General features: G+C 64.1%; 27 protein-coding genes and 1 riboswitch. Of the genes, 11 read left to right on the forward strand and 16 right to left on the reverse strand.

Features of this window, described 5'->3' with window-relative positions; all coding sequences use genetic code 11:
• The first annotated feature begins 201 nt into the window (after positions 1-201).
• Complete coding sequence (locus ACNEOT_RS02410; protein WP_415971820.1) at positions 202-1107, forward strand: cutinase family protein; 906 nt, start codon at positions 202-204, stop codon at positions 1105-1107.
• On the opposite strand, the gene ACNEOT_RS02415 is transcribed toward ACNEOT_RS02410, so the two are convergent.
• Positions 1086-2612: an MFS transporter gene (locus ACNEOT_RS02415; RefSeq protein WP_415971821.1), complete on the reverse strand. Its 1527-nt coding sequence runs from the start codon at positions 2610-2612 to the stop codon at positions 1086-1088. The genes ACNEOT_RS02410 and ACNEOT_RS02415 overlap by 22 nt on opposite strands.
• A gap of 99 nt (positions 2613-2711) precedes the next feature.
• Between ACNEOT_RS02415 and ACNEOT_RS02420 the strand changes: the two genes are divergently transcribed.
• Positions 2712-3008: a putative quinol monooxygenase gene (locus ACNEOT_RS02420; RefSeq protein ID WP_415971822.1), complete on the forward strand. Its 297-nt coding sequence runs from the start codon at positions 2712-2714 to the stop codon at positions 3006-3008.
• Here ACNEOT_RS02420 and ACNEOT_RS02425 read toward each other — a convergent pair.
• The 3 genes from ACNEOT_RS02425 to ACNEOT_RS02435 form a co-directional block, all read right to left on the reverse strand.
• Complete coding sequence (locus ACNEOT_RS02425) at positions 2943-4445, reverse strand: phage infection protein (RefSeq protein WP_415971824.1); 1503 nt, start codon at positions 4443-4445, stop codon at positions 2943-2945. The two genes, ACNEOT_RS02420 and ACNEOT_RS02425, sit on opposite strands and share 66 nt — an antisense overlap.
• Before the next feature lie 87 nt (positions 4446-4532).
• The gene (locus ACNEOT_RS02430; RefSeq protein ID WP_415971826.1) at positions 4533-5147 is read right to left on the reverse strand and encodes a histidine phosphatase family protein; all 615 of its coding nucleotides are present in this window, start codon (positions 5145-5147) and stop codon (positions 4533-4535) included.
• A 4-nt stretch (positions 5148-5151) separates the two neighbouring features.
• On the reverse strand, positions 5152-6063 hold the full coding sequence (locus tag ACNEOT_RS02435) for a LysR family transcriptional regulator (RefSeq protein WP_415971828.1): 912 nt from the start codon (positions 6061-6063) through the stop codon (positions 5152-5154).
• Positions 6064-6145: 82 nt separating this feature from the next.
• Here ACNEOT_RS02435 and ACNEOT_RS02440 point away from each other — a divergent pair, with 82 nt between their 5' ends.
• A complete protein-coding gene (locus ACNEOT_RS02440) occupies positions 6146-7378 on the forward strand; it encodes an MFS transporter (RefSeq protein ID WP_415971830.1) in 1233 nt (410 codons plus the stop codon).
• On the opposite strand, the gene ACNEOT_RS02445 is transcribed toward ACNEOT_RS02440, so the two are convergent.
• The 4 genes from ACNEOT_RS02445 to lysX form a co-directional block, all read right to left on the reverse strand.
• Positions 7364-7795 (reverse strand): DUF4190 domain-containing protein, encoded by a 432-nt coding sequence (locus ACNEOT_RS02445; RefSeq protein ID WP_415971832.1) that lies wholly within the window; start codon positions 7793-7795, stop codon positions 7364-7366. The genes ACNEOT_RS02440 and ACNEOT_RS02445 overlap by 15 nt on opposite strands.
• Before the next feature lie 177 nt (positions 7796-7972).
• The gene (locus tag ACNEOT_RS02450) at positions 7973-8977 is read right to left on the reverse strand and encodes a beta-ketoacyl-ACP synthase III (RefSeq protein ID WP_415971834.1); all 1005 of its coding nucleotides are present in this window, start codon (positions 8975-8977) and stop codon (positions 7973-7975) included.
• Between the two features lie 100 nt (positions 8978-9077).
• Complete coding sequence (locus ACNEOT_RS02455; protein WP_415971835.1) at positions 9078-9974, reverse strand: alpha/beta fold hydrolase; 897 nt, start codon at positions 9972-9974, stop codon at positions 9078-9080.
• 106 nt (positions 9975-10080) lie between these two features.
• Entirely contained in the window at positions 10081-13392 is a 3312-nt protein-coding gene (gene lysX / locus ACNEOT_RS02460) for a bifunctional lysylphosphatidylglycerol synthetase/lysine--tRNA ligase LysX (RefSeq protein WP_415971836.1), read from the reverse strand.
• Positions 13393-13691: 299 nt separating this feature from the next.
• Here lysX and ACNEOT_RS02465 point away from each other — a divergent pair, with 299 nt between their 5' ends.
• The gene (locus ACNEOT_RS02465) at positions 13692-14675 is read left to right on the forward strand and encodes a hypothetical protein (RefSeq protein WP_415971838.1); all 984 of its coding nucleotides are present in this window, start codon (positions 13692-13694) and stop codon (positions 14673-14675) included.
• Here the strand turns inward: ACNEOT_RS02465 and ACNEOT_RS02470 are convergent.
• The 4 genes from ACNEOT_RS02470 to ACNEOT_RS02485 all read right to left on the reverse strand — a co-directional run bounded on the left by ACNEOT_RS02470 (position 14657) and on the right by ACNEOT_RS02485 (position 18315).
• Positions 14657-15211 (reverse strand): GNAT family N-acetyltransferase, encoded by a 555-nt coding sequence (locus ACNEOT_RS02470; RefSeq protein WP_415971840.1) that lies wholly within the window; start codon positions 15209-15211, stop codon positions 14657-14659. The two genes, ACNEOT_RS02465 and ACNEOT_RS02470, sit on opposite strands and share 19 nt — an antisense overlap.
• 144 nt (positions 15212-15355) lie before the next feature.
• Positions 15356-15775, reverse strand: a complete 420-nt coding sequence (locus ACNEOT_RS02475) for a TIGR03668 family PPOX class F420-dependent oxidoreductase (protein WP_415971842.1) — start codon at positions 15773-15775, stop codon at positions 15356-15358.
• 14 nt (positions 15776-15789) lie between these two features.
• Positions 15790-17157, reverse strand: a complete 1368-nt coding sequence (locus tag ACNEOT_RS02480; protein WP_415971844.1) for a putative bifunctional diguanylate cyclase/phosphodiesterase — start codon at positions 17155-17157, stop codon at positions 15790-15792.
• A 93-nt stretch (positions 17158-17250) separates the two neighbouring features.
• Positions 17251-18315 (reverse strand): substrate-binding domain-containing protein, encoded by a 1065-nt coding sequence (locus tag ACNEOT_RS02485; RefSeq protein ID WP_415971845.1) that lies wholly within the window; start codon positions 18313-18315, stop codon positions 17251-17253.
• Between the two features lie 46 nt (positions 18316-18361).
• On the opposite strand from ACNEOT_RS02485, the gene ACNEOT_RS02490 reads away from it, so the two are divergent.
• From ACNEOT_RS02490 to ACNEOT_RS02505, 4 genes are all read left to right on the forward strand, one after another.
• Entirely contained in the window at positions 18362-19561 is a 1200-nt protein-coding gene (locus tag ACNEOT_RS02490; RefSeq protein ID WP_415971847.1) for an MFS transporter, read from the forward strand.
• Between the two features lie 45 nt (positions 19562-19606).
• A riboswitch (cobalamin riboswitch) is annotated at positions 19607-19671 on the forward strand.
• A 67-nt stretch (positions 19672-19738) separates the two neighbouring features.
• Positions 19739-20767, forward strand: a complete 1029-nt coding sequence (locus ACNEOT_RS02495; protein WP_415971849.1) for an ABC transporter substrate-binding protein — start codon at positions 19739-19741, stop codon at positions 20765-20767.
• The gene (locus ACNEOT_RS02500) at positions 20764-21789 is read left to right on the forward strand and encodes a FecCD family ABC transporter permease (RefSeq protein WP_415971851.1); all 1026 of its coding nucleotides are present in this window, start codon (positions 20764-20766) and stop codon (positions 21787-21789) included. Before ACNEOT_RS02495 ends, ACNEOT_RS02500 begins: the two co-directional genes overlap by 4 nt.
• A complete protein-coding gene (locus ACNEOT_RS02505) occupies positions 21786-22544 on the forward strand; it encodes an ABC transporter ATP-binding protein (protein WP_415971852.1) in 759 nt (252 codons plus the stop codon). The genes ACNEOT_RS02500 and ACNEOT_RS02505 overlap by 4 nt, the downstream gene beginning before the upstream one ends.
• 110 nt (positions 22545-22654) lie before the next feature.
• Here ACNEOT_RS02505 and ACNEOT_RS02510 read toward each other — a convergent pair whose 3' ends face one another.
• Positions 22655-23125 (reverse strand): nuclear transport factor 2 family protein, encoded by a 471-nt coding sequence (locus tag ACNEOT_RS02510; RefSeq protein ID WP_415971854.1) that lies wholly within the window; start codon positions 23123-23125, stop codon positions 22655-22657.
• Between the two features lie 220 nt (positions 23126-23345).
• On the opposite strand from ACNEOT_RS02510, the gene ACNEOT_RS02515 reads away from it, so the two are divergent.
• Together ACNEOT_RS02515 and ACNEOT_RS02520 are read left to right on the forward strand one after the other, a co-directional pair.
• Positions 23346-23978: a tetratricopeptide repeat protein gene (locus ACNEOT_RS02515; protein ID WP_415971855.1), complete on the forward strand. Its 633-nt coding sequence runs from the start codon at positions 23346-23348 to the stop codon at positions 23976-23978.
• Positions 23979-24054: 76 nt separating this feature from the next.
• Entirely contained in the window at positions 24055-24486 is a 432-nt protein-coding gene (locus ACNEOT_RS02520; protein WP_415971857.1) for a PPOX class F420-dependent oxidoreductase, read from the forward strand.
• A gap of 81 nt (positions 24487-24567) precedes the next feature.
• On the opposite strand, the gene ACNEOT_RS02525 is transcribed toward ACNEOT_RS02520, so the two are convergent.
• Together ACNEOT_RS02525 and ACNEOT_RS02530 are read right to left on the reverse strand one after the other, a co-directional pair.
• Positions 24568-25023, reverse strand: coding sequence for a DUF3237 domain-containing protein (locus ACNEOT_RS02525; protein ID WP_415971858.1), 456 nt, complete (start codon positions 25021-25023; stop codon positions 24568-24570).
• Position 25024: 1 nt separating this feature from the next.
• Positions 25025-25552, reverse strand: a complete 528-nt coding sequence (locus ACNEOT_RS02530; protein ID WP_415971860.1) for a phenolic acid decarboxylase — start codon at positions 25550-25552, stop codon at positions 25025-25027.
• A 59-nt stretch (positions 25553-25611) separates the two neighbouring features.
• Here ACNEOT_RS02530 and ACNEOT_RS02535 point away from each other — a divergent pair, with 59 nt between their 5' ends.
• Positions 25612-26055 carry a MarR family winged helix-turn-helix transcriptional regulator gene (locus tag ACNEOT_RS02535; RefSeq protein ID WP_415971861.1) on the forward strand — a complete coding sequence of 148 codons (444 nt, stop codon included), beginning with the start codon at positions 25612-25614 and terminating at the stop codon, positions 26053-26055.
• An 87-nt stretch (positions 26056-26142) separates the two neighbouring features.
• Here ACNEOT_RS02535 and ACNEOT_RS02540 read toward each other — a convergent pair whose 3' ends face one another.
• Positions 26143-26655 (reverse strand): hypothetical protein, encoded by a 513-nt coding sequence (locus tag ACNEOT_RS02540; protein ID WP_415971862.1) that lies wholly within the window; start codon positions 26653-26655, stop codon positions 26143-26145.
• Positions 26656-26697 lie beyond the last annotated feature (42 nt).

The raw sequence follows: 26697 nt of genomic DNA on the forward strand, positions 1-26697 counted from the left end.
AGCTCGAACCCACCCCCCTCGGGGGGATCAATGTCGCTTTGTTGCAGTCCGAGCGACTGAATCTCACATTGATCCCCCGGGGGAGGGTGGCCTCGGCCACACGGTTACGTCCGTTAACCATGTAGGCATCCGATGGTCACAGGCCCCTGGCATGGTCGAGACCGAACAAAGAACGTTCGATCTCCAGTGAGGCCCCTCCCCATGAGTGTCAAGAAGATCTGCGCCGGTATCGGCATTGCTGCAGCGGTTGCGTCCTGCGTGGTTGTCGGAGCGGCATCGCCCGCCGCCGCCGATCCGGCGGATTGCCCGTCGATGTACGTCGTGGCCATTCCGGGAACCTGGGAGACCAGCTCGGGCGCCGCCCCGAAGCCGGGGATGCTCACCGATGTCACCGATCGCCTCGGTAGCGATATCCGCACCGACTACGTCTCGTACCCCGCCACCGCGTTCCCGTGGGAGGGCGAGGTGTACGGGCAGTCCCGCGCAGCAGCCGTCGCCAACGCGGGCGGAATGCTGAAGGCTATGGCAGATCGTTGCGGCGCAACGAAATTCGGCATCATCGGTTACAGCCAGGGAGCGGACGCGGCAGGCGATCTCGCTGCGGCCATCGGCACCGGAGTCGGCGTCGTGCCCGCGGACAAGGTGGTGGCGGTCGGCCTCATCTCCGACCCGAAGCGCTCCGATACCGACGCCCTGGTGGGGCCGGCCGTGGTGGGAACCGGAGTGGGCGGGCCCCGCGTCGGTGGCTTCGGCTACGTCAGCCCCGTGGTGCGGACGTTCTGCGCCGTCGGCGATCTCTACTGCTCGACCCCGAAGGACGACTACGTGGCGCGGTTGGCCGGCTTCTTGGCCGTCTCGTCCAACCCTGCGCCCAACGCCGTCGATCAGTATTCGCAGGAGGCACAGTCCTTGATTGCGGACCTCGCCGCTGCCGGCGGTTTGCCGGTGCTCCAAGGCCAGCTCTCCGATCAGGCGAACGCTCAGCGCCAGCGTGAGATCGAGGCCTTCTACCGCTCCGGAATCCACCAGGAATACCAGAGCTACGACGTCGGAAACGGCCAGTCCGCGACGCGATGGTTGGCGCGTTACCTCTCCGACGCGGTCTGACGGCGTAACAGGACGAACACCGCGACCGCACTGACGGCCATCAGCGCGGCGCTCGCGCCGGAGGCGAGGTTGAATCCGTCGATGAAGGACGAGTTCGCGGCGGCGCTCAGTTGCGAGGCGTACGGCTCCGGCAGGTAGTCGGCGACGGCGACGGCACCGCCGATCGTCTCGCGCGCCGGCTCGGCAATGTCGGCAGGCGTCTCCGCGGGGATGGCGTCGTCCATGCGGTGTCGGTAAACCGTGCTGCCGATGGTGCCGAGAATCGCGATGCCGACGGCACCGCCGAGTTCTGCTCCGGTTTCGGACAATGCCGACGCGGCACCGGCCTTCTCGGGGGCCGCGGCGGTGAGCACGATGTCGGAATTGAGGGTCGATGCCGCTCCTATTCCGAAGGTCAGCACGGCCATGCCGGCGAGCAGGAGCGGCAGGCCGGAATCGGAGCCGACGAATGCCATTGCCGTGCAACCGATGGCGATGAACAGCAGGCCGCCCGCAATGATCGTGCCCGTGCGGATGATCTTGCTCAGCGTCGGCGCCAGCACGGCGCCGGCCGCTGCGGCGACGGCGGGAACCAGCAGCCACAGACCGGCTTCGAGCGGGCCGAGCCCGACGATGAGCTGGAGGTACTGCGAAGCGAACAGGCTGAAACCGGTCATGGCGAAGATGACCAGGAACTGCACCACGACCGCTGCGCTGAAGGCGCGTTCGGCAAAAAGGGTCACGTCGATCAGTGGGTGTGCGGCTCTGCGTTGCCGCAGAACGAACACCGAGCCCAGGCCCAGGCCGGCCAGAGCGCTTGTGGCCGTTGCGATGTCGATACCGTCCTGCGCGCCGTGCTTGACGGCGAAGACGATCGAGAGCATCGATGCAATGGCCAGGACGACGCTGAGCGGGTCGAACCTGCCGGGATCGGTGTCCTTGAACTCCGGGACCAGCAGCGGTGCGGCGACGAAGAGGACCACCATGATCGGGATGTTGATCAGGAAGACCGAACCCCACCAGAAGTGCTCGAGCAGAACACCTCCGATGACGGGCCCCACTGCTGCGCCACCTGCGAAACCGGCGGTCCACAGACCGATGGCTTCCTTGCGCTGAGCGGGATCGTGAAACATGTTGCGTATCAATGACAGTGTGCTCGGTGCGATGGTGGCTCCACCGATTCCCAGTAGTGCCCGAGCCACGAGCAGCATCTCGGGGGAGGTGGAGAACGTCGCCACCAGTGACGCGGCACCGAACACGACGGCACCGATCATCAGCAGGGTGCGTCTGCCGATGCGATCGCCGAGCGAGCCCATGGTGATGAGCAGACCGGCAAGCAGAAAGCCGTAGATGTCGAGAATCCACAGCGTTTGGTTGCTGGTGGGCTCCAAGTCGGCCGTCATGAACGGAAGAGCCAGATACAGCACCGACATATCCATCGATACGACGAGAATCGGCACCACCAGCACTGCGAGGCCGAGCCAATCCTTCCTGGTGGCGCGCTGCTCGGTTGCCGTCCGGCTCACTGTGATTTCCCTTCCCGAAATGGACACTTCAGCTTAGGTGGGTCGGGAGTACGTTCGGTGAAGAAAGAGTGTCTCGCCGAACGAAGGAAACATCACCTCATGACCAACGATCTGAAGGTCGTCGCCACGATCATCGCCAAGCCGGATGCCGTGGACGTCGTGCGCGACGGCCTCGCTGCCCTCGTCGCCGAGTCACGCAAGGAAGACGGCAACGTCTCCTACGAGCTGTTCGAGTCGGCGATCGAGCCGGGCACGTTCATCACCATCGAGGTGTGGAAGTCACAGGAGGACCTCGACGGCCACATGCAGACCCCGCACCTGCAGCAGGCGCTAAGCCAGTTCGGTGCCCATCTCGCGGCTCCGCCCGCCATCCACCCGCTCCGACCCGTCGCCTGAGTCACCCCGCGCGCTCGCGTAGACCAGCGCCGAGACGGCCAGCAAGGCCACCGTCGCACCGACAGCGAGCCACCCGGTCCCGCTCATCTCGCCCGACGCGATGATGCGGGTACCGGCGGCGGTGTAACTCATCGGCATGAATGCGGCGAGGTCGCCCCAGATCGGTGCCGTCGATGCGTAGGCGAAGCCGCAGACGACAACCTGCACCACCAGTGCGACGATGTTGACGACCTGGCCGACGACGGCCCCGAGCACCCGTTGGATCGCTCCAGCCGCCGCGAGGTAGGCCGCTGCGGAGGCGACAAGGAAAACGCCTGCTCCGAGCACCGGCCCGAGGGCTGCGTCGGTCGCGAACGCAAAGGCGAACGCTGCACTGACGCCTACCGCGGCGACGGCCGCAGCCACCGAGATCACCCGTGGCCTGCTGTCCTTGCCGAGTACTCGCACGAGACTGACGCAGCCGAGGGCTCCGAGGGCCACCAGAGCTGCGATCAGGTACGGGGTGGCACCGGTGCCGGTGGACGTCGACGTGGCCGCGAGATTCTGGTCGGCGGCGGCGTCATCGGTGGCGGCGACACCCTTGGGCAGTGCCGCGGAGGCGTCGCGCACGTTGGTGGCGATGCCGCTGACGATTCCCTCGACCGGTCCGACGGCTTTCACGAGCTGATCGGTGCCGGCTTTGAGCTGCTGGCCGCCGTCGTCGAGTTGGCCGAGCCCGTCTCGCAACTGAACCGTGGCGTCGCCGATCTGCGCGGTGGCCCCGAGGAATTGACTGTCGGGATCGTTGAGCTCGGTGGAGAGCTGCTGAGCCCCGCTCTTGAGGGTCTGCAGCTGAGCGAGGGTATCGGGCCCGAATGCCTGCGTGTTCAACGTGTCGATCACCCCGCGGATCTCACCGGAGATGGCGTCGGATCCGGGGTGCGGGAAACGATCGACCTGATCTGCAGTGGCCGCGAGTTTCGCGGTGAAATCGGACTGCAGGGCTCCGAAACCGGCGAGCTGGTCGACAACCTGGTCGACGCCACCGCTTATCTGCGACGCGCCGTCTCCGAGCTGGCCGATCCCGTCGCGGTACTGCCCGAACCCGTCGGCGAGCTGGATGGTTCCGTCGTGAGCCTGGGTGATGCCGTCGGTGAGTTGCACGACGCCGTCATTGAGCTGCGTTCCGCCGTCGGTCAGTTGGCCGACGCCGCTCGAGAGAAACGTGATGGGCAGCGATGCGCTGTTGAGGCTGCTCCTGGCCGCGGACAGGGGATCCGCCGTCTGCTGTTCCGGAGCCGGAGACTGTTCGGTGTCGGCGACGACGGTGGTGGTCGCGGCGGACTCGCCGCTGAGGTCGTAGCCGGTGCCGAGTGCGAATGCACCCACCGCCACCAGAGGAAACGCCAGCGCAGTGAGAGCAACGGCAGGACGTCGGAAGATACGCAATTCACCCATGATGAATTCGAGGCTAACCGCCGTCCTCGGCCCGGCTGACCAGTCGGGACCGTCGGAGGTCGCGTTTTGGGCCCTCTACCTGCGAGTTTAAGAGCTCTCTGTGGATTGCCGGTTGCGGGGCAGCAGGTCCCACACATGTTCGGTCTCGTTCACCGAGGAGACCGACCTCGCGCCACTTCGTGAGAACAGCACACGCGTCACCGAGCAGTAGTCGATGGGGAAACCGAGAACCTTCGGGGTCTGCAGAATGTCCTGCAGCAGAATATTGATCACGCCGCCGTGAGCGAAGAGCGCAACGGTGTCGGTGTGTTCGCCGGCCGAGACGATATCGGCGACCCCGGCCAGAACGCGCTCGCGGAACGCTCGCTCGTCGACCTGCTCGGGTAGATGCCCGGCCTTGATGCGCTCGAAGGCCTCGCGGAATTCGGTCTTGGCCGACTCGATGGGAACGTAGCCGCCGAAGTCGCGGTCGTATTCGGTGAGGCGCTCGTCGGGCTCGACGGTCAGGCCGAGCCGGTCGGCCAGCGGCTGCGCGGTCTGGACGGCGCGTAGCTGCGAACTCGAGACGACCCGGGAAATCGGGAACCGCGCCAAGGCGTCGGGCACCCGCAGGGATTGTTCGACGCCGAGCTCGGCGAGAGCGGGATCGGCCGAGGTGTCCGATCGTTGCGGGAGGGCGTGCCGCACCAGAACCAGTTGCATCGACTCACCTAATCACGAGTGTTCGACCGCTGCGCAGCACCATCGATCGGAAGGCCGCCACCTGACGTGGCGTGTCGGCCCCCGGCTGCCACACCATGCCGATTCGCCTGCGTGCGGCCGGCTGCGTGAGCCCCACGTCCACGGTTCCACCTTCGCCGCCGTGCGCGCGGATTCGCGGCAGGATGGCGATACCGAGGCCGGCACCGACGAGTCCGCGCACGGTGTGGGTGTCCTGTCCCTCGAACGCGATGCGGGGGGTGAATCCGGCGTCGGCCCACAGCTCGTCGCAGATGGACCGCATCCCGAAGCCGTGACCCATCGCGATGTAGCTCTCGTCTGCGGTGTCGGCGAGATCGACCGACCTGCGTGCGGCGAAGCGATGATCGGCCGGAACCACGAGCATCAACCGCTCGTCGTAGAGCTGAAAGGAGTTGTCGTCGGTGTGCTCGGCGCTGAGGGAGACGAACGCCAGGTCGGATGCCCCGTCGGCGAGTCGGTCAAGGCAGCGCGCGCGGGCACCCTGGTCCAGATCGAACGTGACGGCCGGATGGTCGACGCGGAACTGGCGGATCAGCGCGGGAACGACGTCCTCGCCCAGGGTGTTCTGGAACGCAACGGCGATGCGGCCGCGGGCCCGGGCGTCGTGCTCGGTCATGGCGTCGATACCGGCATCGATGTCGCTCAGTGCCCGCTGTAGGTAGGGAATCAGCACCCGGCCGGTGCTGGTGAGCACGATTCCGCGGCCGCGTCGCTCCACGATGTCGACGCCCAGGATGGCCGACGCGCGGGCGATCTGGCGGCTGACGGTGGGCTGCGGAACGCCGAGGGCGTGGGCTGCGTCGGTGATGTGCTCGGTGTCGGCGACTGCGACAAGGGTCGGCAGCAGCGGCAACAACTCGATCGCTTCGCGACGCATTGCCGAATCATATCGTTGTCGTATCGGTTGTGTGCTTCCCATGCATTGGACGAATACCGTGAGCACTTCTAACGTGATCTGCATGACTACGACGCAGCCAGGCGTGCTCGGCTGGGAGGGCCACCTCAGGGGATCGCGCGAATACCGCCGACTCGTGCTGGCGTTGCTGTTCGCCGGAATCGCAACGTTCGCTCAGTTGTATTCGGTGCAGGGCATTCTCCCGCTCATTGCCGCCAATCTCGACATCACACCGTCGCAGTCCTCGCTCGCCGTGGGTCTCGCGACGGTCGGTGTTGCGGTGTCGGTGATTCCCTGGTCGGTGGCAGCCGACCGCATCGGTCGAGTCCGAGCGATGACGGCGTCCATCCTCGTCGCGACAACGCTGGGGTTGCTGGTGCCACTCGCGCCGTCTCTCGAAGTGCTCCTGGTCGTTCGCTTCTTCGAAGGCGCTGCGCTGGGCGGACTTCCGGCCATCGCGATCGCGTACCTGAGCGAGGAAGTGCATCGCAATCACACGGCGCTGGCGGCAGCGACCTACGTCTCCGGGACGACCCTCGGCGGACTGCTCGGGCGTATCGTCGCGGGACCCGTTGCGGAACAGACCAATTGGCGCATCGGCACGTTGACCGTGTCGGTGATGGCAGCATTGGCCGCAGGATTGTTCGTGTGGCTGGCCCCTCGGCCGCGAACGACGCTCGTGCACAGCCGGATCGGTGACCTGCCGGGACGGCTCTGGGTGAACCTGCGAGAGCCGGGGATGCTTGCACTGTACGGCCAGGGATTCCTGCTGATGGGCGGCTTCGTCGCGATCTACAACTACCTCGGATTCCGCTTGGAGGCCGTGCCCTTCGGACTCCCGCAGTCTCTGATCAGCCTGATCTTCGTGGCGTACCTCAGCGGTACCGTCTCCTCACGGGTGGCGGGCAAGCTCGCCACCGAGCACGGAAGATCGGCGGTGCTCGCCGGATCGACCGCGACGATGATCGTCGGAGTGGCGTTGACGACGGCGTCGAACCTTGCGGTGATTCTGACCGGATTGGTCATCCTGACCATGGGATTCTTCGCCGCCCACGCCATCGCGTCGGGCTGGACGGGTCAACGCGCCATCCACGGCCGTGCGCAGGCTACGTCGCTCTACAACCTCTTCTACTACGGCGGATCGTCCATCGTCGGCTGGATCGGCGGTGTCGTCTTCCAATCCCTGGGATGGAACGCGTTGGCGCTGTTCGTCATTGCACTGGCAGTGATCGCCGCTGTGTGGGCCGCGTGCCTGAACAGTCGACTGTCGCGGTCGGTCGAGTCAGTACGTGGATGAGCCCGAGGCCGCAATCGCGAAAATGATGATCGCACCGACGATGACTACGAAGAGCGCAATGGTGACGTATCCGATGACCAGGCCGGCGGTCGCGAAACCCGACCCGCCCTCGCCGGTGCGCTTGATCTGACCCCGCGCAATATGGCCGCAGACCACGGCGCAGATCGATGCGAACAACGGCAGAAACGTCAGACCCAGAATGGCCAACACCATCGAGACGATCGCCAACGTGTTGGTGGCCGCCGGAACCTGATACCCGCCCGCATACGGCGCATTCCCGTATTGGGGATTCGGATACTGGGGATTCTGATACTGCGCATTGGGATCCTGATACGGCGGATACTGCTGCCCGCCGTACGGCTGATCGTTCTTGGACGCGTCGAACGAATCACTGCTCTCACCCTGCGGATAGCCCATGGCGGGAGTGTGACACCTCGAGACAGTCGCCGCAAGCGGATCGTCGGCTCGCCCACACCGCCGCCCGTAGTCCACTCGATGTGCCATTGACCCCCGAAAGGGCCACTGGATGTCACATTGAGTGCACTCGGGGGTGGGCTCGCACACGCAGATCGCGTGCGGGCGGGTGTGAATCGACTACAGGGTGGGGAGTTTGACTACCTGGCCGGCGTAGGACAGTCCGGCACCGAAGGCGAGCAGGAGCGCGGTGTCTCCTGCTTTTGCTTTTCCGGTGCGCAGGAGTTCTTCCATGGCCAGTGGGATGGAGGCTGCCGAGGTGTTGCCGGTTTCGGCGATGTCGTTGGCGACCGGGGTGCCCTCGGCGAGGTCGAGGCTCTTGGCCAGCAGTTCGGTGATGCGGCTGTTGGCCTGGTGGGGGATGAAGGCGTGGATTTCGTCGGCTTTGATGCCGGCGACGTCGAGTACCTTCTGCGCGGCTTTGCCCATTTCGAATGCGGCCCAGCGGAAGACGGAAATGCCGTTCATCCGGATCCAGGGGCGTTCCATGTCGGCTTTGGTGATGTAGTCGTACCAGTCGATGGTCTGGACGATGGCGTCGGACTGTGAGCCGTCGGAGCCCCAGACGGCGGGTCCGATTTCGGTTTCGTCGCTCTGTCCGACGACGACGGCTCCTGCGCCGTCGGCGAAGATGAATCGCGTGGTGCGGTCGTAGGGGTCGGTGGTGACGCTGAGCTGTTCTGCGCCGATGACGAGGACGTACTTGGAGGTTCCGGCCTTGACGAGGTCGGATGCGACGGCCAGGGAGTAGCAGAAGCCTGCGCAGCCTGCGCAGATGTCGAATGCGGCCGGGCCTTTGGTGCCGAGTCCGTGCGCTACTTTCGCGGCGGCCTGGGGTGTCAGTTCGAGGTGTGTCGATGTGGCGACGATGACGGTGTCGACTTGGTCGGCGGTGATTCCGCTGGCTTCGAGGGCCTTGCGGCCTGCCGAGATGGACATCTGCACGACGTTTTCCTCGGGTTCGGCGAAGCGCCGATTCTTGATTCCGGAGCGTGTCTGAATCCACTCGTCACTGGAGTCGATGAACTCGCAGATCTCGTCGTTGGTGACGATGCGTTCGGGGCGGTGAACGCCCAGACCCAGCATCTTCGACTGTCGGCCCTGCGTTGTGCTGATCGCACCCATCTTGAATTTCCTCTCGTGCTACCGCGCCATCGCCAAGCTTCGGCTCGGGTCTTGGGCTGCGGGCTCGGTGACACACGTTACGTGCGTCGCCGCAGGAGGTTCACACCAGTTCGGCGATGAGGGCTGCTACCTCGGCGGGTTTGTCGATCATGACGTGGTGATGCGCGGGTATGACGACGGTGAAATCGGCCTTCAGGTAGTCGGCCAGTTTTCGTTGGGTTCGGATCCACCGTTTGCCCCACGGGGAGGGTCGGCCGGTGTGTGCGGCCGCCACGGTGACGGGCACGTGAAGCGGGTATTGCTTGCGAATGCGGTTCAGTTCGACGGCAAGATCCGAATACACGACGTCTTCGACCAGCGCAGCTGCGAGGTAGGCGGGCCGGCGATAGATGTCGTCGACCCAGTCGAATGTCTCCTGCGGGGTGCCGTCGGGCGGGGTGGCCTGGTTGAGAACGCGGCGCACGCGCGGTCCGACCAGCCTTTGCACTCCAGTTTTGCTGAGCACAGTCGCAATTGCGTGCGCAGCCTTCAGGCGAACGGCCGCGGGGATGATGCGTCGGGGGTCGGATTCGGCGCTGGAATCGAGGAGCAGTACGCCACGGATGCGCGACGCGTACAGCCGGGCGACGGCCTCGGCGTAGAACCCGGCAATCGAGTGACCTGCGACGACGGCAGGTTCGGCAATGCCGAGTGCATCGAGGACGCCGACGATTCTGTCTGCTTCGCCTTGGACGGTGGGAGTCACACCCTCGGGCAGGGGATCGCTGAGCCCGAACCCGGGGCGGTCGAGCACCACCACCCGGTGATGTGCGCTCAGGATGTCGACGGTGTCGTTCCAGTCGAACCAGTTGCTTCCGAGGCCGCCGCAGAGAACGACCGTGGGGCCGGTTCCGCGAACGAGCAGGTGCAACCGTTGACCGTCCACCTCCACGTATCGACCCGGAGGATGTTTCACGGGAAACAGTGCATTGCGCTCGGTTCGATAACCGTGATCCATGTTCGCTCCAAAGCACATTGCCGACCTGTTGACTGTTTCTGCCTCCAGTTTCCATCATTTGCCCCGTTTTGCCCACTCGTACTCGTGGGAAGGGCTCGGGGGCGGGTCATTGACGGGGTTTGGCCAGCGGGAATGCCAGCGTCTCGCGGATGCTGCCTCCGGTGATGAGCATGACTACCCGGTCGACACCCATCCCGAGTCCACCCGTCGGCGGCATTCCGTGTTCGAGTGCCTGCAGGAAGTCCTCGTCCAGGCTCATCGCCTCTTCGTCGCCGCCTGCCGCCAACAAGGACTGTTCGGTCAGGCGTCGGCGCTGATCTACGGGGTCTGTCAATTCGCTGTACGCGGTGCCCAGTTCGACACCCCACGCGACGAGGTCCCACTTCTCCGCCACCCCGGGGATGCTGCGATGCGGCCTCGTCAACGGCGACATCGACGTCGGGAAGTCCTTGTAGAAGGTCGGGAATTCGGTGTAGTCCTCGACGAGGTGCTCGTACATTCCCTGTGCGACGGCTCCAGCGTCCCAGGTCTTTTCGTACGGGATGCCGTTCTCGTCGCACAGCCGTTGCAGTTCCGCGAGTGGCGTCGACGGCTCGACGGGTACGCCCAACTTCTCGGCGACGGCACCGTGCAGTGTCTTGACGGGCCACTCACCGGAGATGTCGATCTCGATCATCTCCCCGTTCGGGCCGTCGGGACGCAGGATGACCTCACGCCCGTGTGCCGCGACGGCCGCCCGCTGAATCAGCTCGCGGCACAACACCATTGCGCGCTCGTAGTCGCTGTGCGCCTCGTATGCCTCGAGGATCGTGAACTCGGGGTTGTGCTTGAAGTCCGCTCCCTCGTTGCGAAACACGCGGCCGATCTCGAACACCTTCTCCATACCGCCGACGCACAGCCGCTTGAGATACAGCTCCGGGGCGATCCGCAGGTAGAGATCCATGTTGTAGGCGTTGATGTGGGTGACGAACGGCGCTGCGTTCGCACCGCCGTGCACCTGCTGCAGGATCGGGGTCTCGACTTCCATGTACCCGCGCTCTCCCAACGAATCGCGAAGGGATTTCACCACATTGGAGCGTGCGATCAGCAGGGAACGGGCGTCGCGATCGATGGCCAGATCGACATATCGTTGGCGCACCTTGGCTTCCGGGTCGGTCAGTCCGCGGTACTTGTCCGGCAACGGATGCAAGCATTTGGCGTTCATTCGCCAGTCCGTCGCGAGCAGAGACAGCTCACCGCGTTTGCTGCGACCGATGGTGCCACTGACCTCGATGAGATCGCCGAGGTCGAAATCGGCGTCGAAGTTCTCGATCGATTCCCCGACGCGATCACGGTCGAACAGCACTTGAATATCCGCCGACCAGTCACGCACCACGGCGAACGCGACACCGCCGTAGTCGCGGATTCGCAGGATGCGTCCGGCAATGCGCACCGTGGTGCCCTGCGGGGATGCCACCGCTGCCTCGACCGTGTGGGTGGGGGGATAGGCGACGGGATAGCCCTCGATGCCCTCGCGTTCGAGGCGTTCGAGCTTCGACATGCGCACGCGCACCTGGTCGGGACGCTTACGGGCCGGTGTCGGCTCGTCCGAAACGGTGTCGGGCCCGCTGCCGTCGGGATGAATGTCGTCGGCGTCGGCCAGGGCTGCAGGCACCGCGACGTGGGATCCGGTGTGTTCGGAGCCGCGGCGGAACGTCGGGAGAGTGAGAAAGCCTTCGGCGATGGCCGACGCGACGCCGACCTTGGGTAACACCCGATTGTCGGCGAAGCACAGGTAACGCGGCTCCCACTCCGGCAGATACTTCACATTCGAGCGATACAGCGCCTCGAGCTGCCACCACCGCGAGAAGAACACCAGCACACTGCGCCAGATCCGCAACACCGGTCCGGCCCCGATCCGGCTGCCCTCCTCGAACGCTGCGCGGAACACGGCGAAGTTCAACGAGATCTTGCTGACGCCGAAATGATCTGCGCCGGTGGCGAGCTCGGTCACCATCAGCTCGATCACCCCATTGGGCGACGCCGGATCACGACGCATCAAATCCAGCGAAGCACCCGTACGACCCCACGGCACCAGCGAGAGAACACCGACCACCTTCTCGCCCTGAACCGCCTGCACCAGAAGACAATCACCGTCCAGCGGATCACCCAATCGCCCCAACGCCATCGAGAAACCGCGCTCGGTCTCGGTATCGCGCCACGCATCCGCACAGGCAACGATCTCCGACATCTCCTCGGAAGAAATATCACGATGACGACGCACGGTGACCACGACGCCCGCTTTGCGAGCCCGGCTGACCGCCTGACGCACGGGGCGCATCTCGCGTCCATTGAGGTTGAAGTTCTTGGTTTTCAGGATTGCTTCGTCGCCGAGTTCGAGGACGCTCAGCCCGGCTCGCTTGTAGGCGGTGGCACCGATTTCGCTGGCCCCCATGACAGCTGGGGTCCAGCCGTACTTCTCGGCCAAGTCCAACCATTCCGAGATTGCGTGCGGCCAGGCCTCGGGGTTGCCGATGGGGTCACCGCTCGCCAGACACACGCCGACCTCGACGCGATACGTCACCGCCGCCTTGCCACTGGTAGCGAAAATGACTGCCTTGTCGCGGCGGGTGGCGAAGTAGCCGAGGGAATCGTCGGCACCCCACTTGTCGAGCAGGCCGCGCAGGGCGGACTCGTCGCGGCCGGTGAGCGCATTGCTCGACCGCTGCGACCGAAACAGCGTCACGACGGCCCCCAGCAACGCCAACGCACCGAACAGACCCAACGCTGTGTTCACGAAACCGTTCGGCCTGCCGTCGAACTGTTCGTTGTCCACCGTCGCCAACGCCGTGACGCGGTTGAACGCCCACAGGAACGTCTGGCTCTCCGGCAACGACCCGGGGAACAATGCAACCAACGCCCACCCGATCACCGTCCCGACGGCCGCGCCCAGCACGAGCACCCCGAGCGCCTTCCACACCGCACCCCGACGGACCCGCGTGTAGAACTCCTTGCGCGCAGCGATCAACAACCCCGTCACGACCACGTGAACGGCCAGCGCAATCCACGAATTGACGTTCTTGTCCAGGATGCCCTCGACGACATTGGTGATCGCCAGCAACACCAGATAGATCGTCAGCAACCACCAGGCAATGCGCTTGCGACTCGCCAACGCCGCCGCCAACAATCCGACAACCAACGCCCACGACAAACTCGTATCCGGAGCATCGAAGTAATACGTATCGACGTACTCCCGAGGCGCATGAATCAAATAACGCAGCGTCGGGGACAGACTCCACAGAAACAACAACACCGCGAACACACCGAGCACCAGCCCCGCGATATGAGGCACCTCGCTCCAACGACCGCGCTCGGGTGGCACGAACGACCGAGGAGCCGCGGATCCGGACCGCTCCGAGGGAACTGCTGTCGCTGTCATGTCTCACTCCCGAAGTCAGAATGCACTTGCAAAGTAGACGGTATCCCCGCCGAGCCCGAGAAAGTTGCCCATCGCCCGCACCCCAGCCCACTCGATGTGACCGTCAGTGGCCTTTTCGGCAGTCAATGGCACATCGAGTGGACCTTGGGCGGTCGTGTTCGAGGGCATTCGACCTGTGTGTTGAACGCAGCAGTGTTCGAGGTCCCAGTTAATCCACAGGGCGTGAGTTATCCACAGGGCAGTTCGTTTCCCCTCGTCATGTCCGATTCGTGTCGTGCGGGCAGCGCATCATCGTGTGTATGAAGCGGGGAGGCGCACGAATCGATGCGAAGGTGATCGCGGCCGCGTCGGATCGTGGATTGGTGAGGACGGCAAATCTGCTCGAGCTCGGGGTGGCGTCGAAGACAATTGTTCGACGCACCCTGCCGGACGGCATCTGGTCCCGGGCGCTGCCTGGGTTGGTGTTCCTGAAGAACCGCTCGTTGACGTCGATCGAACGTGCCACCGCAGTGTCGATCTATTGCGGGAAAGAGGCTGTCATCAGCGGTCGGGCTGGTTTGGCGTTGCACGGATTGGGCACGTCGGGGTCGTTCGAGGAGACGTTCGCGCTCATTCCGGAGTCGCAACATCGAAAGTCCGTCGGCTTCGCTGCGGTCGAGCGGACGTGGCGGATGCCGCGGGCGGAGATCAAATCGGGACTACGCGTCGCGCCGATCGTTCGATGCTTGTGCGATGCGGTTCGGCGCATGAGGAACGCCGAGCAGTGCATGGCGCTGATTGCCGGTGTCGTGCAGCGGGGAGCGGCCACCGTGGACTCGATCATGAAAGAGCTCGACGCCGGTAGTACGCGCGGGACTGCGATGCCGCGGCGAGTACTGCGGGAGTTGGCCGCCGGCGCGCATTCCGTTGCCGAAGCCCAGGCCCAGAAGCTGTATGCGCGCAGTGGACTTCCGCCGATGCAGCACAACGTCGCCATACACGACGAGAGGGGCAAGTTCCTGCTCGTCGCCGACAATTGGCTCGACGACGTCGCATTGGACTGGGAAATCGATTCACTCGAATACCACCTCTCGCCGGCTGAGCACAGGGCCACGCTGGAGCGGCGTGAGCGAGCACAGAATGCCGGTCTCATCGTGGTGACTCATCTCCCGAGCGATATTCGGGACGATCCGGAGCGGGTGCTCTCGGACCTGCGGGCTCGTTACGAGCAAGCGAGAGCGCGTCCGCGACCTGACGTCACAGTGCGACCGCGCGCGGACCCGTCCTATCGGCAATCGGGCTGATACACCCACACCATGTGTTGGCCGGTCTCGGATGCAGCCGCGATCGGTTGATGCTCGATCCTGTCCAGAACGAACCCAAGCCGCCTGGGTACGGCCTGACTTCTGAGATTTGCTGCATCACAATGAATTTCGACGCGATCGACGCCGTCCAGATTGAAGGCCTCCTGCATGAGGGCAGCGACGGCCTCGCTGATCACACCACGTCCCTCGGCATTGCCGTCGAGCCAGTAACCCAATTCCATTCCATGCGGGCCGATTCGGCGATGCATCCCGATCTTGCCCAGAAACGCACCGCCTTCGAGGTCGAAAATTCCGTAATCGAACATCTCCCCGGCATCCCACTGTTCGACGGCCTGTGCGATACGAGCGAGTTGAGTCGAAGGCTGTGTGGCTTCTTCGGTCGCCCATCCCATCCATGGCACGAGGCGAACGAGATTGCGGTCGATCACGTCGGCAATGGCAACGACATCGTCGGCCGATTCGCGTCGAATGACGAGACGGTCGGTGACAATCCGATCGGGAGGTTGGGTAACCATGGCGACAGTCTGACGGTCATCCGACGCATCTGGCGAGCGAATTTCCGTCCGCGCCGGCCACCTGCATGTCCACTCGATGTGCCATTGACCGGCGAAAAGGCCACTAGATGTCACATCGAGTGGGCGAGGGGGGCTGCGAGGGGATCAGGAAGCCGACCAGGATCGCCAGGACAATCGATCGATGATGATGACCGGACCCTCGGGTCGGTTGTTTCGATATTGACTGTATTTCGCTACCAAGGCGTCGGTGGCCGATGTGCCTTCGGTGCTGGAGGTTTCGACGATGTGGGCGTTTCCGTCGGCGCGGATCCACCAGAGTTGGGACCAGTCGTCGGTGTAGTGGTCGACGATGAGGCTGACGGCGGGGTCGGCGCGGATGTTGTCGAGTCGCTGGAGTTTCTGGGTTGTTTTGGGTTTCCAGTCGATGGCGGTGTAGATGCGGTCTCCGGTGGGGGCGACGGCGAAGACGATGGGTACCAGGTGTGGTGTGCCGTTGGGGTTGATGGTGGAGAGTTGGGCTCGGGGTGCGTCGGTGAAGCGTTGAACCTCGTTGTCGATCTTCACGTTCGTTCCTCGGGTTATGCGGATTCGCTGTGGGTGCTGTGTCGGATGATGAATTGTTCCAGTGCCGCAATGGACATGGGGCGTCCGAGTAGGTGTCCTTGGCCGAAGGTTACCCCCATGTCGGTGCAGATCTGGAGTTGTTCGGGGGTCTCGATTCCCTCGATGACGGTGTCTTTTCCGAGGGTGGTGGTGACGTCGACGAGGGCTGTGCAGAGTGTTGTCATGGCGCGGCGTCGGTGCAGGTTGTCGCTGTCGAGGTGTTGGGTGAGGGATTTGTCGATCTTGAGGGTGTCGACGGGGAGGGTGGCGAGTCGTTCGAGGGAGGAGAAGCCGGAGCCGAAGTCGTCGATGGCGATGAGGACGCCGTGGCGTTGGACGTCGCGGAGTTGGTAGTGGACGGCGTCGAGGTCGTGGAGTGTCTGTGATTCGGAGAGTTCGAGTGCGAGTCGTCCGGGTTCGATGCCGTAGGTCTCGACGACGTCTATGACGTCGGTGGCGAGGGTTCCGGTGGCGAAGTGGGCGGGGCTGATGTTGACGCCCACTTGGAGGTGGATGTTGCGGCATTGCCAGTCGGCGATCGCGTGTGCGACCTCTGCGAGTATCCACGAACTCAGTGGGACGATGAGGTCGGCGTCTTCGGCGAGGGGGATGAAGGTGTCGGGCATCAGCAGGCCGAGTTCGGGGTGGTTCCATCGGATGAGTGCTTCGGCACCGACGACGGATCCTGTCGCGAGTTCGACTATGGGCTGGTACACCATTGTCAGTTCGCGCTCGACCATGGCGATGCCGCGTAGTCGTTCGATGAGTTCGAGTCGGGTGCGATTGGTGTGATGCAGTTCGTCGGTGAACACGTGATGTTCGTTGCGGCCGACGGCTTTGGCTGCGTGCATGGCTGCCGCTGCGTTGTGGACCAGTTGGGTTGCGCTGATGTCGGCGTCGGTGCTGGAGGCGACTCCGACGCTGGCTGTGAGGGTGAGTTGCCGGTGTCCGAGTACGAAGGCGGGCTCGAAAATGCTCGCGAAGCCGGCGGCCAGGGCGCGCGCGGCTATGGAGTGGCAATCCCGCGCGATGACGACGAATTCGTCACCGGTGAGTCGGCCGATGGTGTCGCCGGGTCGGGTGGAGGCGGTGAGACGGTCGGCGATCATGCACAGCAGTTCATCGCCCTGTGCGGGGCCGAGGGCATCGTTGAATTCTCGGAATCCGTCGATATCGACCAGCAGGACGCTGAAGTGGCGGTGTGCGCTCCGGCCGTCGAGCTCGACGGCGATGAGGGTCAGGATTTCGTCGCGGTTCGGCAGGCCGGTCAGTGCGTCCTGCCGCTCCGAGCCGCCGGCCGCCGCGGAGACATGGCGGAGCGGTGCGCCGTGCTCTCGACTCACTGTTCCCCCTCATGGCCGGATAGCCACCAGTGATACTAGCCAAAGAGTATGGTTTTCGCCCATAAACAGGGAACGTGCCCTTTTTATCCAGTATTAGATCACGTCGGTCGAGGTTTGTGGCCCGTTTGCGCGCCCTGTCGATATTCGTTCTTCGACGCTCCAGATCGCGTCGTCCACGACGTCGCTCAGTCCCAGTACCCACCGGGCCGCGGACCGACCCTGATCGAACAACGACTGAGCGACGGTGGTCAACCCGGCGGCTGCGGCGGCGGGGGAGTCGTCCCATCCGCTCACGGCCAACCGTGTCGGAACGTCGATTCCGGACGCGGCCACCGCGTCGAGCACGCCGAAGGCAAGTTCGTCGCTCATCACGAGCAGGGTGTCGATCATGTTGTCCTGCAGCAACACACGGGCGGCACGGTTGCCTTCTGCGCGGGCGTTGTTAGTGGTGAACAGCGTAGGTACCGTCGACCAGTCGATGCCGAGGCGTACACACGCATCGCGGTAGCCCTCGAGTCGGGCTCGGGTCACCGGCATCGAGATGTCCGACGCGTCCGCGCCACGCACGATCGTCGATTCGCGTCGGGTATCAGGCCTGAGCGCGACGATCGCAGGGTGAGAACGGCCGCTCGACGCGGCGGTGGCCACAGCGTCGGCGGCTGCTCTGTCGTCGATGGCGATCCAGTTCAGGCCGGGGTGCCGGGGCCCGCCTTGGACGCATGTCGGTCGTCCGGTGTCGACCAGAACGTCGAGCAGGGGGTCGCCGATTTCGGTGGTCCACACGACGTACCCGTCGACCTGCGCATCTCGGATCCGCGCTATGTCGTTGTCGCGGTGCAGGTTCGGCAGCATCATCAGTGCGGTGTCGGCGTCGAGGCACGTTTCGGCGATGCCGGACAGAAAGCGTCGAGCCTGGGGATCTTCGAAGGCGTAGGTGAGCTTTTCGCCGAGGACGACCCCGATGCTGTTGTGCCGTCCACTGCGCAGCGACCGCGCTGTGCGATTGGGCCCGGCGTACCCGAGGGTGGCCGCAGCCGCGTGCACACGGCCCCGGGTAGCAGCCGACACTCTGCTCGGCTGGTTGTAGGTGTAGGAGACGCTCATGGTGGAGACGCCGGCGGACGCTGCGACGTCTGCCATGGTCACCCGGTTGTTCACGGGCCCACTGTAACGCGTCGCGAGCAACTGTGTAACGATACACAACATGTCGTCACCCTTCCCGAAGCTGTTGGTGCTCGCGTCGGCAGCATTCATCTACGTCACGGCGGAAACGCTGCCCGTGGGGTTGCTTCCGGAGATATCCGGTGACCTCGGTGTCGGCGAATCGGCAGTCGGCCTCCTGCTGACCTTCTATGCCTACGGTGTCGCCGTGATGACGATGCCGTTGATCAGGGTCGTACGAGAATGGCCGCGTCGACGCGTCGTCGTCATCACCGTTGCTGCACTGGCACTCTCGCAGCTTCTCTCCGCGGTGTCTGTCGGCTATCCGATGTTGGTGCTGTCTCGAATGCTCTGTGCTGCAACGCACGGGGTGTTCTGGGCCGTCGTTGCCCCCGTCGCCGCGTCGCTTGCGCTGCCCGGTAAGCAGGGCAAGGCCATCGCCACGGTGTACGCCGGTACCTCGCTGGCACTGGTCGCCGGCAATCCACTCACCGCGGCCATGGGCCAGTGGTTCGGATGGCGCATGGCTGCAACACTTCTCGGCATCGTTGCCGCAGTCATCGCCGTAGCACTGTATTTCGTGCTCCCGGCACTACCGGTCACCAAGGCTACCTCCGAGACCACAAAGACACCGCGGGTGCTCGACGGCACCCTGGCTGTTCTGTGTGGAGTGACGTTCCTGGCCGTCCTCGGTCATTTCGCCGCGTACACCTACTTCTCGGTGATCGTCGACCGTGCCATCGGGTCGGCGGGCACCACCCTGACCTCGATGTTGATGCTGTACGGCCTGTTCGGAGTGATCGGCATCTGGGTGATCGGCAGAACGTACGATCGGTGGCCTCGACACTCCACCATCGCCGCTCTGGGCGCGGTCGCTGCTGCGGTGGCAATACTCTGGTGCACTCTGAGTGGAGCGCCGGGAAGCTGGGCCTTGTTCGCCGTAGGGGCAATTGCGTTGTGGGGGTTGGCATTCACCACCCTTCCGGTGTGCATTCAATCGGCCGTGGTCAGAGCGGCCCCGGCCGATGCGGACAAGGCGTCGGCGATCTATGTCGTTGCCTTCCAGCTGGCGATCGCGACGGGCGCCCTGGTGGGCGGCGTGTTGATCGACCTCAACGGCATCGTGGCCGTCACCGCTGCTGCAACGGCTCTCGTCGTGGCTGCGCTGATCGTGGTGGTCATGGCACGCAACACCTTTCCGAACAGTCATGCACACGAGCCGGTGGCAACAGCGGCACGCTGACCGTTGAGGGGCCCCGCAGGATAAGGTCAGCACGCGACGAACGAGGGAATCCGGTGCAATTCCGGAGCTGGCGCGCAACGGTGACGAGCGAGAGCTCGAAGTCCGAATGCTCGTACGTCGCGATCGACCTCCATCCGCGGCTCCGCGACACGAGCCCTCAGCAGGAAGCTCTTCACGATGCGCACCACTCTCGCCGTATTAGGCGCTGTCTCCATCCTTGTCCTTGCCGGTTGTTCGTCCACCACGACTCCCGACGCGACCGCCCCGGCCAGCGGCAACTATCCGCTGACCATCGAAAATTGCGGCCGCGACGTCGTCGTCGACGCCCCGCCGCAACGTGCGGTCTCGTTGAATCAGGGTGCGACGGAAATTCTGCTCTCGCTCGGCCTCGCCGACCGTATGGTCGGCACCGCCACCTGGACCGATCCCGTCCGCGCGAACCTCGAACCGGAGAACGCGAAGGTCCCCAGGTTGGCGGACAACAAGCCCTCCCTCGAGGTGGTGCTGGACGCCGAGCCAGACTTCGTCACCGCTTCGTTCGGGGGGACGCTCGGGCCGGGAGGCGTCGCTGACAGGGACCAGTTCGAGACGCTCGGCGTGCCGAGCTACCTCTCGCCCACCGACTGCAACGGCAAGACGGACGACAGCGTCAACTCCGACGGCGCGCGTACGACGCCGCTCGAAATCGAGACCGTCTACCAGGAGATTCGCGATCTCGCGGCCATCTTCGACGTACGCGAACGCGGTGAGCAATTCATCGATGAGCTCCAGGATCGCTTCGCGAAGGCCTCCGGAGCCGTCCACGCCTCGGGGGTGAGCCTGGCTTACTGGTTCGCCGACACGGACACCCCGTACATGGCCGGGTGCTGCGGATCGTCGGGCATCATCACCAACTCCGTCGGTGCCGAGAACATCTACGCCGACACCACCGATGAATGGCCACAGGTCAATTGGGAAAGCGTTGCCGATCGCAACCCCACTGCCCTCGTCCTCGCCGATCTGAGCCGGCGAAGCATCGCCGGCGACGCTCTCGACAGCAAGATCGCCTTCCTCGAATCGAACCCCGTCACCAGTAGGCTGACCGCCGTCGAGGACGAGCGGTACATCGTCGTCAACGGCGCCGACCTCAACCCGTCGATCCGCACGATCGACGGGGTCGAGAAAGTTGCTGCTGCTCTGCAGAATTGGGGACTGACCACCCCATGAGCCGGACCGATCGCGGGTTACTGATCCCGCTTCTGCTCGGTGGCCTCGTGGTCTTGGTGCTCTCGATCGGCGTGGCCGTGACGATCGGCCCGGCCAGCGTGTCGGTGTCCGATGTGTATCGAGTGATACTGGAGCACATCGGATTCGGTACGGCAGGGGTGAGCCGGATCGAGGACGGAATCGTCTGGGAGCTGCGGCTACCACGCACGCTGTTGGCGGCCATCTGTGGTGCCGGCCTGGCCCTGTGCGGAGCCATCATGCAATCGTTGCTGCGCAATCCTCTGGCCGACCCGTTCGTGCTGGGTATCTCGTCGGGCGCGTCCACCGGTGCTGTCGTGGTCGCCGTGCTCGGAGTCGGTGGTGGAGCACTGTCGCTGTCCACCGGAGCATTCGCCGGCGCGCTGCTCTCGTTCGTTCTGGTCATGCTGCTCGCCGCCGGTGCCGGCGGTGGTAACGATCGCGTAGTGCTCGCCGGAGTAGCTGGGACGCAACTGTTCTCGGCTCTGACGTCGTTCATCGTCATCTCCTCGGCCGATGCCGAACAAACCCGGGGAGTGCTGTTCTGGCTGCTCGGCTCCTTGAGCGGTGCCGACTGGACAGATGTGGCACTGTGCGGGGCTGCGGCACTGCTGGGAATGGTGGTGTGCCTGTTCAACACCTCTGCCCTCGATGCGTTCACCTTCGGACACGACGCGGCCGCGTCCCTGGGCGTCCCGGTGAAATGGGTGCGAATACTCCTGCTGATCATCACCGCATTGATCACGGCCGCCCTCGTCAGTGCCGCCGGGGCCATCGGATTCGTAGGCCTGGTACTCCCGCACGCCGCCCGCTTCCTCGTCGGCGCGAGGCATCGAAGACTGCTCCCGACGACGGTGGTGATCGGGGCGATCTTCATGGTCTGGGTCGACACCATTGCCCGAACAGTGTTCGCACCACAGGAGATTCCCGTCGGCGTGGTCACTGCCCTCATCGGGGTGCCGGCCTTCGCGCTGATTCTCTTCCGGCTCAGGAGATCCCGATGACATTGCACGCCAGAGACATCCGATGGACCCGCGGTGGACACCCGATCCTCGACGGCATCAGCTTCGAGCCCGAGCCCGGCGAAACCATAGGCCTGATCGGCCCCAACGGCTCCGGCAAGTCGTCGCTGCTGCGCATCCTCGCCGGCATCGTGCCCCCCGACAGCGGTGAGGTCTTGCTCGACGGAGACAACCTCCGAACACTGCGTCGACGACGCATCGCCAGACGCGTGGCCATGGTCGATCAACACTCCGACACCGACGTCGACGTCAGCGTCCGCGACGTCGTCCGCCTCGGCCGAATCCCACACCACGGCATCCTCGGCGGCGACGCATCCGACGACGACGCCGCCATCGCCCGAGCACTCACCGACACCGCCATGGCATCGAAAGCCACCCGACGATGGCACACCCTCTCCGGCGGCGAACGCCAACGAGTCCAAATAGCCCGAGCCCTCGCCCAACAACCCACCGAACTCCTGCTCGACGAACCGACCAACCACCTCGACATCCAACACCAACTCGACATCCTCACCCTCGTCGCAGGACTACCCCTGAGCAGCTACATAGCCCTGCACGACCTCAACCTCGCCGCCATGTTCTGCAACCGCATCATCGTCCTGAACAACGGCGCCATCGTGGCATCGGGAACCCCGCGTGACGTGATCACCGAACACCTGGTGCGCACGGTGTACAACGTGCACGCCAGCGTCACGAATGACGACGACTATCCACAGGTGACCTACCGGCGCCTGTGACCACCCACCGCCCGGAGTCCACTCGATGTGCCATTGACCCCCGAAAGGGCCACCAAATGTCACATCGAGTGCCGGCGGAAGGGGTTGAACCCGGTGCGCGGATACGGAATCTAGAGTTGCCGCAGCTTCTTCTCGAATGCGTCGATGCGCGTTGTGTCCTCGAAGAAGTCTTCTTGCGAGACGATTTTTCCCCAGCTCGTGCGTACCAGGAGCACGGTGCGGTTGCTGTAGAGCTCGGTTCCGTCGGGCGCGTGGGCTCGGTCGTCGAAGCGCACGAGAAGGGTCATGCGCCAGGGTGCGCCACCGCTGTAGATTTCGGTGATCTGGCCTTTGATTCCGGCGGCGACGAAGTCCTGGAAAAATCTTTCGATGGCTGCGCGGCCGCGGTGGGTGCCCGACCAGCGGCTGTCACCATCGGCGAACTTGAGCACTGCGTCTCGGTGGAAGGACGACAGCAGCGGACGGTAGTCGCCGTTGTTGAGTGCTTCGATGTCTCGCTGAAGCTTGAGGGTCAGCGCTCGCATGAGCAGGAGCTTGAATGCGAAGGCCGTCGAGATGCCGGCGAGAAATCTCAGTTGCATGCCAATACGTTTGCCTACCGTTCACCGACGTGTCAATCGAGTCCGAGGTTCCTGAGCCGATGAGTGATCGTGTGCAGGTCGCGTTTCCGGCAGTCGGCGCTGTCGGTCAAGTGTGTGGGTTGTCGGTCCCGGGTGCCCTGTGCGGGTAGGTCGAGCAGCGATACAGACGTCGCGATCGGGGGAAATTTCATCCGGTCCTGCAGGCGCTCCCTGCCTCGTCGTGGACAGCGACGCGACGGTCGCAACGCCACTCGCGCTGCGGCCCGAACTCGTACTCTCTGCGAGAACCTCGTTGGGCAAGCTGCAGGCCGTGTCCGAGAGCACGGCGCGGTGGCGATCGGTCGGAGCATCGTGGACGATCGACTCTATGCGAGATGTGGACGAGCGATTCGTGGACTTCTGGCGCGACGCCGATGACAGCGATCCCGTTCGGGTTCGGACCGAGATGGACGAATTGCTCACCACTGCAGATTGTTCCGATGCTCGGGCTTTGTTCGAGCGGGCATCTCTGGAAGACTTCCTGGGCGCAGAGTCCGCGGCCGTTCCGCTGTACGAAGCATCGTTGGCGCACGGTCTGGACGTGGACAGGGAGAACCGGGCTCGAATCCAACTGGCGAGCTCGCTCCGCAACATAGGACGGCACGACGACGCTCTGAAAATTCTCGACGGGTTCGAGTTTTCGAACGACTATGTCTCTGCGCGAAACGCATTCGTCGCTCTGACCCTGTGGGACATGGGTGATCGTGCTGGGGCGCTTCGAGGCGCCCTACAGGCAGCAGACCCGGCACTGGGGAAATACCGTCGAGCCATCGGGGCCTATGCATCGGAGCTGTCCAACGACGAACAACCGTGAGAACGGAACAACTGCGTCGTCGGCGGCGTTCTTCGGTGCAGTTCGTGCAGGCTCATCCGACGACCCAGGGGGAACGATGACCGGAAGCTCCTTCGATCCACACGCGCTGCTCGAGCAGAGCCGAATCGGCGTCCTCGCCACCATCAAGGCCAGTGGACTGCCGCAGCTGTCGCCGGTCACGCCGTTCTACGACCGGGCAGCGGGCACTATCGCAATTTCGGTCACCGAAGGGCGAGCGAAAACGGCAAATCTACGCCGAGATCCTCGCGCTGCACTCGAGGTGACCAGTGCCGATGGGACAGCATGGGCAACGGCGGAAGGCACCGTCACCCTGACCGGTCCGGGGACGTCGACGGACAGCGCCGAAGTCGAGGCACTGGTCGACTACTACCGCGCCGCGGCCGGTGAGCACCCGGATTGGAACGAATACCGATCGGTCATGGTTGCCGATCGACGAGTGCTCGTGACCATTGCCGTGACGCACGTCTACGGCCAATCGATCGCCTGACGCCGCGCCCAGTCCACTCGATGTGCCATCGACTGCCGAAAAGGCCACCAAAAGTCACATTGAGTGCGCAGCCTCCAGCGGTCAGGTGAGCTGATAGACGTCCAGTTCCACGGAGTGGGGCAATCGTTCGCCGGTTCCGACGAACAACCGTTCGTTCATCCACTGCAGTCTGCTTGCTGACGAGGACAGTCTTGGTTGGCTCCGGAAGTACATGCGGTCCGCCGGGACGTGTTGTCCGCGGATGAGTGCGGCCATGTCTTCGTCGGCACCGCTTCGTATGCCGATGTTGTGGACGGAGATTCGTTCGCCTGCATCGGTCTCGAGTGCATATCTGGCGTCGAGTTCGCTGAGGGTGCTCGTTCGAAGAATTTGGTGGTCCGCACCCCCGGACAGCACTCGACCTCGCAAGTGGGGGCCCTCGACCGTGCCGCCGAGGATCGGGACGATGCGGCGGTGCCCATCAGACACCTCGCCCAGGTCGATCGGCTCGCCCACTGTCACGGACAGGTGTGCGACGAAGGTCAGTTCGGGCCGCACGTCAGTTCGTTCTGTCGGCAAATCCGTCGGGCAGATCCGCCGGCGCGACGGACACGATTGTCTCGTCGTCGACGCCGACGTTCTCGAACAGTGTGATGGTGGCGAATTCTGGGACCACGTAGATGGGGTAGGTGGGTCCGGCGTCGCGGTAGGCGCGCATCTGATCGAGGTGATCATTCTGGTACAGAACGGTTTTGGTTCCGTCGAGTTCGATCCACTGCGGGAAGAAGATTGTGCCGTGCAGGCGTCGCTTGCCGGGGATGACATTGACGACGACGGAGGTTCCGGTGGGCTCGTTCCAGGAGATCTTGTAGACGTCGTCGTCGAGCTGAACGAGGTCGACCTCCTGATCCTTGACCCACCGTCCACCGACCATGCCGGTGTGGATTCGGTAGTCGATCGTCGTCGCGTTCTTGACGTACATCTCGTACTGCCAATTGTTCGCGTAGGTGTAGATGAAGCGGTGGCCGACGATGCCGCTGAGGTCCTGAGTCGGGATCGGGTTTTCAACTGTGGTCTGGTCGCTCATAGAGTTATTTTGTCACAAAATTATGTTTGCAGCAAAACTATCTGTGCGATCATCGGACGGTGCATTCCACAGCAAGCGAACTCGCTCGACAACTGGGACCGCTGCGGCGTTCGCTGCTCCGCGCTACCCGAGAAGCCGCGCACCTGCCCGACATCCCGGATTCGCACGTCGAGGTAATGCGTGCCCTCGTAGACAGGCCGTCGATGAGTCCGGGAGCTCTGGCTGCACACCTCAACCTCGCCCGATCCACGGTCAGTAACCTGATCAAAGCAATGGTCGACGCGGGGCTCGTCGAACGATCGGTCTCATCGGATGACCTCCGTGGTGCCGCCTTAGCGGCATCGCCGAAGGCGCTGCGCCTACTTTCCGACTACGACGCAGCCAGCTCGAAGGTCCTCTCGGATGCATTCGACGAACTGACGGAGGACAGCCGTCGGACACTCGATGCGGCACTCCCGGCGTTTGTCGCCCTCGCGGCAATCTTGTCTCGCCGACCGTCTTGATTGCGCCTGTCGTCACTCCCGTAGTCCACTCGATGCGACATTGACTGCCGAAAGGGCCACCGAATGTCACATTGAGTAATCGAACATCTATGACGTCGACGGCGGGCGGGCAGCAGCATTCATGTCGCGCACCAATCGAGGCGTTCGCCTCTGCCCGACAGTGGACAGCCAACGACGTGCGGGATAAGAAAGTCGAACGACGTAGTAGTTGACGAACTCGATGACCCCGAAGAGCCAGACGGCGACGACGGCGACACCTGCTGCGACCCCGTCGGGTAGCCACACGATTACTCCCGCCAACCCGCCACCCAACAATGCAATGTTCGCGATCCGGAACGCTCGGTACCCCGCACGTACGGGAGCAGGCATGGGGTGACGCTCGACCCAGGACCGGGCCATCAGCCAATAGGCTCCGGCCTGCACAAGCACAAACAACAAGGGGACAAGCGCGGACCACAAGGCCAGACGGTCCTGCCCATGGTCGAGTCTCGGCAGCGCCATGGTGAGCGCAATCGTCAGGAACACACTGGCGGCCGCCAACTCGCCGAGCCCGAGGGACAGATATCGACGGCGCAATGCCTCGCGTCGAGTGGCCCGCATGCCGTCAGATTACCTAGCGTCCGGTAGCCGGCCCGCATCTAC

The sequence above is a fragment of the Rhodococcus sp. 077-4 genome, from assembly GCF_047782425.1.
In the GTDB taxonomy this organism is placed as follows: Bacteria; Actinomycetota; Actinomycetes; order Mycobacteriales; family Mycobacteriaceae; genus Rhodococcoides.

Bases quoted from the DNA above. Each gene is read 5' to 3' on its own strand.
- ACNEOT_RS02445 (WP_415971832.1), bottom strand. From the start codon at position 7,795: ATGGGCTATCCGCAGGGTGAGAGCAGTGATTCGTTCGACGCGTCCAAG.
- ACNEOT_RS02420 (WP_415971822.1), top strand. From the start codon at position 2,712: ATGACCAACGATCTGAAGGTCGTCGCCACGATCATCGCCAAGCCGGAT.
- ACNEOT_RS02435 (WP_415971828.1), bottom strand. From the start codon at position 6,063: ATGCGTCGCGAAGCGATCGAGTTGTTGCCGCTGCTGCCGACCCTTGTC.
- ACNEOT_RS02425 (WP_415971824.1), bottom strand. From the start codon at position 4,445: ATGGGTGAATTGCGTATCTTCCGACGTCCTGCCGTTGCTCTCACTGCG.
- ACNEOT_RS02450 (WP_415971834.1), bottom strand. From the start codon at position 8,977: ATGGGTGCGATCAGCACAACGCAGGGCCGACAGTCGAAGATGCTGGGT.
- ACNEOT_RS02455 (WP_415971835.1), bottom strand. From the start codon at position 9,974: ATGGATCACGGTTATCGAACCGAGCGCAATGCACTGTTTCCCGTGAAA.
- ACNEOT_RS02510 (WP_415971854.1), bottom strand. From the start codon at position 23,125: ATGCAACTGAGATTTCTCGCCGGCATCTCGACGGCCTTCGCATTCAAG.
- ACNEOT_RS02505 (WP_415971852.1), top strand. From the start codon at position 21,786: ATGACATTGCACGCCAGAGACATCCGATGGACCCGCGGTGGACACCCG.
- ACNEOT_RS02440 (WP_415971830.1), top strand. From the start codon at position 6,146: ATGACTACGACGCAGCCAGGCGTGCTCGGCTGGGAGGGCCACCTCAGG.
- ACNEOT_RS02430 (WP_415971826.1), bottom strand. From the start codon at position 5,147: ATGCAACTGGTTCTGGTGCGGCACGCCCTCCCGCAACGATCGGACACC.
- lysX (WP_415971836.1), bottom strand. From the start codon at position 13,392: ATGACAGCGACAGCAGTTCCCTCGGAGCGGTCCGGATCCGCGGCTCCT.
- ACNEOT_RS02410 (WP_415971820.1), top strand. From the start codon at position 202: ATGAGTGTCAAGAAGATCTGCGCCGGTATCGGCATTGCTGCAGCGGTT.
- ACNEOT_RS02490 (WP_415971847.1), top strand. From the start codon at position 18,362: ATGTCGTCACCCTTCCCGAAGCTGTTGGTGCTCGCGTCGGCAGCATTC.
- ACNEOT_RS02465 (WP_415971838.1), top strand. From the start codon at position 13,692: ATGAAGCGGGGAGGCGCACGAATCGATGCGAAGGTGATCGCGGCCGCG.
- ACNEOT_RS02470 (WP_415971840.1), bottom strand. From the start codon at position 15,211: ATGGTTACCCAACCTCCCGATCGGATTGTCACCGACCGTCTCGTCATT.
- ACNEOT_RS02520 (WP_415971857.1), top strand. From the start codon at position 24,055: ATGACCGGAAGCTCCTTCGATCCACACGCGCTGCTCGAGCAGAGCCGA.
- ACNEOT_RS02500 (WP_415971851.1), top strand. From the start codon at position 20,764: ATGAGCCGGACCGATCGCGGGTTACTGATCCCGCTTCTGCTCGGTGGC.
- ACNEOT_RS02540 (WP_415971862.1), bottom strand. From the start codon at position 26,655: ATGCGGGCCACTCGACGCGAGGCATTGCGCCGTCGATATCTGTCCCTC.
- ACNEOT_RS02530 (WP_415971860.1), bottom strand. From the start codon at position 25,552: ATGAGCGACCAGACCACAGTTGAAAACCCGATCCCGACTCAGGACCTC.
- ACNEOT_RS02495 (WP_415971849.1), top strand. From the start codon at position 19,739: ATGCGCACCACTCTCGCCGTATTAGGCGCTGTCTCCATCCTTGTCCTT.